We start from the raw sequence: 6,065 nt of genomic DNA, 5'->3' as shown, positions 1-6,065 counted from the left end.
TCCTGTCTCGCCCCGCGGCCCCTGCGGTCCCGGCAGGGCGTCGACGGCAAACATCGCATAGGGCACGACGGGCATCCTGATCCGGTGCGTCTCACCGCCGCCGCGCCACTGGACCCACAGCTGCCGCGTGAAATCGACGGGGGCTCCAAGGGGACGGATGCGCCCCAGAAGGTGCGTGATCGATCCGTCGGCTCGCACCGTGAGCGCGACCGGCCCCTCGCTCCAGAGTCGGGCAGCGGCCTCGTCCGGGCCGTCGTGCACACTGAAGCTGAAATCGTAGGTGACCCCGGGGATGAGCGTCGTCCGAAAGGTCATCGGGATCTGCCTGACGACGTGAGCAGTCCAACCGAACCCGGGACTCATGAGGATCACGGCCAGCATCAAGAGGCAACGCTTCACGGCCCGGCCCTCCTCGTCAAGCAGGGACGAACACACCGCGGCCCGAGGTTCACCTGGTGCGAGATGAGATTTTCGCGCTGTCGGCGCTTGGAGTCAAACCCTCGATGACGACCCTCGGCGCGCGGCCGGCGCCCCTCACGGTCCCGCGGATGGGGCCTTCCTGCGGGCGACGTAGGTCCCGTGGAAGAGCGCGGCGCGCGCTCCGCCGCTCTCGACGAAGGCCTCGAGCTTCAGGCGCGCGCGCCCCCGCAGGCGGTAGGCGCCGATGAACGCGTCGATCTCCGCCTGTGGCGGCAGCGGGCAGTGCGCGACGATCTCGCCCCCGACCGGCGCCCGGTACTCGGTGGTCGCCAGCGCGATGAGCACATCCGCCTCGAGGCCCGCGTCGCGCAGCAGCCGGTCGGCCAGCGCCCAGCCGCTGAGGGCGAGGATCGAGGCCAGGGTCCCGCCGAAAGCGATCCCCTTGTCGTTGATGTTCGGCGCCAGCGGCGCGGTCATCACCACCCCGTCGGCACCGAAGGAGCGCAGCCGGATGCCCATCGCCTGCGTGATCGGCACGTGCCGGGCAAGGTAGGCGTTGATGTCGTGCCCGGCCGCGCGCCGTCCCCCCGTAGCCATGCCGGAAGTGTGGCGTGCGGGCGCCCGCCCTGTCAACGGCGTGGGGGCGCAGCGGCGCGGGCGCGCCCGGGCGCCGGCGTCTGCCGACGTCTGCCGGAGCCGGCCGGATTGACAACCCCGCGGGGCGAACGATACTTAAGATACGAGGGTCGTTCCCAGAGGGAGGCCACCATGCGCGAAATTCTGTCGTACCGGCTGCCAGACGCCACCCAGGTCACGCTCCGCCCCGCAGGACCCGAGGACGCGGCGGGCATCATCGCCGCCGTCCGGTCGCGCTCCGATGAGCGCAGCTACGTGCTGATGGAGATCTACGGCAAGGACGCCGCCGCCGAGCGCGCCTATCTCGAGAAGCTCGATCGCAGCCGCAACCTCTTCCTGGTCGCCGTCGTGGCTGGCAAGGTGGTTGGGGTGCTCGCCCTGCTGGACATGCCCCTGTGCGCCGCGAAGGGCGACGCCGCCGCGGCGGGGGTGCACCTCGTGCCGGAGTGGCGCGGCCATGGCATCGGCTCGACGATGCTGCGCTACGCGGTGCGCTGGGCGGTGGCGCACGGCTTCAAGCGCATCGAGGCGGACATCTTCACGGCCAACGACCGCTCGCTGCACCTCTTCCGCAACGCGCGGTTCCACGAGGAGCCCTGCCAGCGGCGCTCGGTGCAGGTCGGCGCACGCAAGATCAACGAGGTCGTGCTCACCCGGCGCCTGTCGGCGGGCGGCCCCCGGGCTTAAGGCCCCGCCCCGCGTCACGGCGCCGGAGGAGCTGGCGCGCGAGGCGTGGCACGCTGCTCACGATGTCGCCGTGGAGGGCACGTGAAGAAGAATCCTTTCGTGATGTGCTTCCTGCTGATCATCCTCATGTCTGTTCCCGCTTGTGGGTCGTCGGCAAACGGCATCGATGCCTCTCTGGAGCTGACCGACGCCGATTCGGGTGGAAGGTTCACGCTTCGTAGAGGCGACACCCTGCGACTCTCGCTCCGCGAAAACGGCACCACGGGCTATGGTTGGGAATTCGAGTCCCGCGCCGAGTCAATTCTCGTGCAGGTGGGCGAGGACTATGTCCTGGACGGCGGTCATGCTGTCCAGGACAGCGTTCATGTCGGCGGTGGAGGAACACGAACCTATACGTTCAAAGCACTTCAAGAGGGGGAAGACAGTCTGCGATTGGTCTATCGGCGTCCATGGCTGAGAAACGAACCGCCCGCCGACATCTTCGAAGCTGCAATCAGCGTGGAATAGGACAAGCCGAAAAGACAGATCGACCGGCTTCCCGAGGGATTCGGTGGCAAACGTCGCCCGGATCATCAGGGTCGACAAGCGAAGCGCCTCCTCGTCTTGACGCCACCAGAGTGCGGACTTACCGTACGGAGTGAAGGGTTCTTCCCGGTTACCCGGCGGCGGAGGGGCAGGATGGCTGACACCGGCGACGCGGCGCGAGGCTTCGCGTGGGAGCACCTCGGCGACATCGCGGCGGGGCGTCCCAACCTCGGCCAGAACGTGCCCGTGGCGATGTACCGGCTCCTCCAGTTCACGCTTCGCGACGCCGTCGCCGCCGCGCACGGCCCGGAGGCGGCGCAGCGGGTGCTGGTCGAGGCCGGGCGCACGGCCGGCCGGGAGTTCTGTCGCAGGGCCTTGGACCGCACGCTCCCGCCGGGCCCCTTCCTCGCCGCGCTGCAGCGCGCGCTGCGGGAGTGGGGGATCGGCATCCTGCGGGTGGAGCGCTCCGATCTCGACCGGCGCGAGTTCACGCTCACCGTCGCCGAGGACCTCGATTGCTCCGGGCTGCCCGTGACCGGCGACACCGTCTGCGAGTTCGACGAGGGCTTCATCGCCGGGATCTTCCGGGAGTACACCGGCGAGGAGTTCTCCGCGCGCGAGGTCGATTGCTGGGCGAGCGGCGACCGCGTCTGCCGCTTCGAGGTCCGGCGCGCCGCCGGCACCGGCGATGGACCCCTCTGAGCGCGCGGCGCTGCGGGCGGTCTCCGAGCGTCTGCGCGCACTGAGCGAGGGACGGATCCCCGAGCCGCTGGCGGCCGCCGGCGGCGACCCGGAGCTGGCCGAGCTGGCGGCCCGGGTCGACCAGGTCATCGAGCAGCACGCCGAGGTCCTGGCGTTCGTGCGCCCGCTCTCGCGGGGCGAGCTGGGCGTCAGCGTCCCGTCCACGCGCAACTTCCTGGCCTCGCCCTTCAAGGAGCTGCACTCCCGCCTGACGCACCTGACCTGGCAGGCCGAGCAGGTGGCCCGTGGCGACTACAGCCAGCGCGTCGACTTCATGGGGGACTTTTCGCGCGCCTTCAACTTCATGGTCGAGTCGCTCGAGCGCAAGGAGCTGCAGCTGCGCGAGAAGATCGGGGAGCTCGAGCAGCTCAACCGCCAGAAGAACGAGTTCGTCGGCGTCGCGGCCCACGACCTGCGCAGCCCGCTCGCCGTCATCGAGATGTACTCCTCGTTCCTGCTGGGCGATCCGGCCAAGCGCCTCGGGGAGCGAGAGCGGGAGTTCCTGCGGGTGATCGCCCTGCAGAGCCGCTTCATGCTCAACCTGATCAACGACCTGCTGGACGTGACGCGCATCGAGTCGGGCCACCTCGACCTGCGGCCCCAGGAGGCGGACTTCCGCCAGTTCGTGCGCCGGGTCGCCGGGCTGCAGGCGGTGCTCGCCGAGCGGCGGCGGATCCAGGTCGTCGTGGAGGACGACGACGCCCCCTGCCCCGCAACCTTCGACCCCTCGCGCATCGAGCAGGTGCTCAACAACCTCATCGGCAACGCCGTCAAGTTCTCGGCCGAGGGGACGCGCGTCGCCGTGCGGGTCGAGTGCCCGCCCGGGCTCGTGCGCACCAGCGTGGCCGACCAGGGGACGGGCATCCCCGCCGACGAGCTCAACACCATCTTCAAGGAGTTCCACCGCGGGTCGGTCAAGCCCGTGGCGGGCGAGCGCAGCACCGGGCTCGGCCTGGCGATCGCGCGCCGCATCGTCGAGGCGCACGGCGGCACGATCGCCGTCGAGAGCGAGGTCGGGAAGGGGTCGACGTTCACGTTCACGCTGCCGGCCACCGGCGGGGAACAGCCACCCGACTAGAAATCCCCCCTGCCCCCTTGCCAGAGGGGGGGGAGACTTGACGGCACGGCTCCCGGTCCGGTCCGTCAGCGCCCGCCGAAGAAGCGCCGGATGCGGTCGATCAGCCCGCCGACGGCCCGCCCGATGCGCTGGCGCAGGGAACCGGCGTGCAGCGGGCACAGCTCCTCCGGCACCGCGTCGCCCTTCTTGAACTGCTCGAGGTACGTCGGGCACCCGTCCGTCGGCGCGACGTGCGAGATGCTGCACAGCGCGACCTCGTCGATGCCGTCCGGCGCCGCGAAGACCGCCGGCGGGCGCAGCTTCACGGCGCGGCGCGCGAACTCCGCCCAGATCGGCACGGCGATCCGCGCCGCGTAGGCCTCCGGGCCGATCGGCGCCGGACGGTCGAACCCGATCCAGACGGCGATCGCCATGCCCGGCACGCAGCCCACGAACCACGCGTCGTGGTAGTCGTCCGTCGTCCCGGTCTTGCCCGCGGCAGGCGCGCCGACGTCGCCCGCGCCCGTCCCGGTGCCGGACTCGACCACCTCCCGCAGCAGCGAGAGCGTCTGCCACGCAGCCCCCGGCGAGAGCACCGCGGCCTGCGTCACCGCCTCCTCGAACACGGTCTTGCCGCGCTGGTCCAGCACCGCGGCGATGGCGCGGGGGCGCACGGAGAAGCCGCCGTTGGCGAACGACGCGAAGGCCGCCGTCAGCTCCAGTGGCGTCGCCGAGCCCGTGCCGAGAGCCAGCGAGTCCACCGCCGGCTGCTCCGGCAGACCGAGGCGGCGCGCCAGGGTCGCCACCGCCCTCGTCCCCGCCCGCTGCTGCACCGCGAGCGCCGCATCGTTGTCAGAGTGGGCGAGCGCCTCGCGGTACGTCATCTGCGCCGCCGGGTCGTCGCCCGCCACGAAGACGCCGAGCCGCTCGCGCTCCTCGGCGAACGCGCGCGAGGCCACGCCCGCGACGCGGGTCACGGGCGAGTCCCCGTTGTCGAGCGCCGCCGCGTAGACGAAGGGCTTGAACGCGGAGCCGGGCTGGCGGCTGGCCAGGACCGCGCGGTTGTAGCTCGACGCGTCGTAGTCCGCGCCGCCGACGAGCGCCAGCACGCTCCCGTCCCGCGGCTCGAGGGCGACCAACGCCGCCTGCAGCCCGGGGCGTCGGATGCGCGCGAGTCCGCCGGCCACCGTCGCCTCGGCCGCGCGCTGCAGCGCCGACGAAAGCGTCGGCCGCACGCGCCAGCCAGGCGGGTCCTCGTCGCCGACCTGGTCGCGAAAGATGCGGCGCAGATAGTCCTGCGCCCAGCCCGACCGCACGTCGCCCGGCGGCGGCCCCGCGGCAATGCGCGGCCGCTCCGCGAGCGCCGCGCGCTCCTGCTCCGGCGTCACCATTGCGTCGGCGCGCATCCGCGCGAGCACCCGGCCGGCACCGGCGAGCGCCCGTTCGTAGTGCGCCCGCGGCCCGAGCGCCGAGGGCGCGCGGATGATGCCCGCCACCATGGCCGCCTCCGCCAGCGTCAGGTCGGCGGCCGGCTTGCCGAAGGTCTCGCGCGCGAACGCCTCGACGCCGTGGACCGCCCCGAGGGGCACGCGGTTGAGGTAGAGCTCGAGGATGCGCTCCTTCGGCAGCAGCACCTCGATGAGCAGCGCGAGCGCGGCCTCGCGCAGCTTGCGCACGAGGGTGCGCTCGCGCGAGAGAAACAGCGTGCGCGCCAGCTGCTGGGTGATCGTGCTCGCCCCCTCGACCGCCTCGCCGCTGCGGACGTTGTGCACCAGGGCGCGCCCCACGGCGATCGGGTCGATCCCGGGATGCTTCCAGAAGCGGCGGTCCTCGGCCGCGACGACCGCCTGCCGCAGCGCCGGGGCGACGCGCGCCAGCGGCACGTCCAGCCGCCGCGGGTCCAGCGGGAACCAGTCGCGGCCGGCGTCGTCGACGAAGACGGTGCCGCTCGGCCCGCTCGCGAGGCGGCGGATCGCCAGGCCGTGCGAGACGAGCCACC

General features: G+C 72.1%; 7 protein-coding genes. 4 read left to right on the top strand and 3 right to left on the bottom strand.

Translation table 11 applies throughout. The features are described 5' to 3' along the window. Both VI078_05405 and VI078_05400 read right to left on the bottom strand, forming a co-directional pair. The coding region (locus tag VI078_05405) for a hypothetical protein (protein ID HEY5998724.1) at window positions 1-399 on the bottom strand (399 nt) is incomplete at its 3' end. Window positions 400-534: 135 nt separating this feature from the next. Further along, a complete protein-coding gene (locus tag VI078_05400) occupies window positions 535-1,017 on the bottom strand; it encodes a YiiD C-terminal domain-containing protein (protein ID HEY5998723.1) in 483 nt (160 codons plus the stop codon). 171 nt (window positions 1,018-1,188) lie between these two features. Here VI078_05400 and VI078_05395 point away from each other — a divergent pair, with 171 nt between their 5' ends. The 4 genes from VI078_05395 to VI078_05380 all read left to right on the top strand — a co-directional run bounded on the left by VI078_05395 (window position 1,189) and on the right by VI078_05380 (window position 4,087). After that, window positions 1,189-1,743 carry a GNAT family N-acetyltransferase gene (locus VI078_05395; protein HEY5998722.1) on the top strand — a complete coding sequence of 185 codons (555 nt, stop codon included), beginning with the start codon at window positions 1,189-1,191 and terminating at the stop codon, window positions 1,741-1,743. Between the two features lie 81 nt (window positions 1,744-1,824). After that, window positions 1,825-2,250 carry a protease inhibitor I42 family protein gene (locus VI078_05390; protein ID HEY5998721.1) on the top strand — a complete coding sequence of 142 codons (426 nt, stop codon included), beginning with the start codon at window positions 1,825-1,827 and terminating at the stop codon, window positions 2,248-2,250. 171 nt (window positions 2,251-2,421) lie between these two features. Beyond that, on the top strand, window positions 2,422-2,970 hold the full coding sequence (locus tag VI078_05385; GenBank protein ID HEY5998720.1) for a V4R domain-containing protein: 549 nt from the start codon (window positions 2,422-2,424) through the stop codon (window positions 2,968-2,970). Continuing rightward, window positions 2,957-4,087: a HAMP domain-containing sensor histidine kinase gene (locus VI078_05380; protein ID HEY5998719.1), complete on the top strand. Its 1,131-nt coding sequence runs from the start codon at window positions 2,957-2,959 to the stop codon at window positions 4,085-4,087. The genes VI078_05385 and VI078_05380 overlap by 14 nt, the downstream gene beginning before the upstream one ends. A 65-nt stretch (window positions 4,088-4,152) precedes the next feature. On the opposite strand, the gene VI078_05375 is transcribed toward VI078_05380, so the two are convergent. Next, the coding region (locus VI078_05375) for a transglycosylase domain-containing protein (protein HEY5998718.1) at window positions 4,153-6,065 on the bottom strand (1,913 nt) is incomplete at its 5' end.

The sequence above is a fragment of the bacterium genome (assembly GCA_036524115.1).
GTDB lineage: Bacteria > JAUVQV01 > JAUVQV01 > JAUVQV01 > DATDCY01 > DATDCY01.
The sequence above is the reverse complement of the archived record's forward strand: the minus strand, read 5'-3'. Positions and strand labels throughout refer to the sequence as shown.